Origin of the sequence: Anaerotignum propionicum, assembly GCF_024461735.1 — a bacterium.
Taxonomy (GTDB): Bacteria; Bacillota; Clostridia; order Lachnospirales; family Anaerotignaceae; genus Chakrabartyella.
The window spans coordinates 1-213 of the sequence record NZ_JANGAD010000061.1; the positions used below are offsets into that span (position 1 = coordinate 1).

Annotated in this window: 1 protein-coding gene; it reads left to right on the forward strand. The window is 43.7% G+C overall.

Features of this window, described 5'->3' with window-relative positions; translation table 11 throughout:
* Positions 1-213, forward strand: a 213-nt coding sequence (locus NE558_RS14390; protein ID WP_256150851.1) for a helix-turn-helix domain-containing protein, incomplete at both ends; no start/stop codon positions are given.

Here is a 213-nt window from a genome sequence, read left to right on the forward strand (position 1 = left end):
GTCTTGCGGATACGATCGGCGTCAACATGCACACGGTAAACAAAGCATATAGTGTACTGAAGCGGGAAGGCTATATCAGTCTTGACAAGCGAAGAGGAGCTGTAATTTCTCTTGATATTGATAAGTTAGAGGAACTGCAGGTGATGAAAAGACAGCTTCAGATCGTTCTTGCAAGAGGCTGTTGTAAAAATATTTCGAGGCAGGAAGTGCATG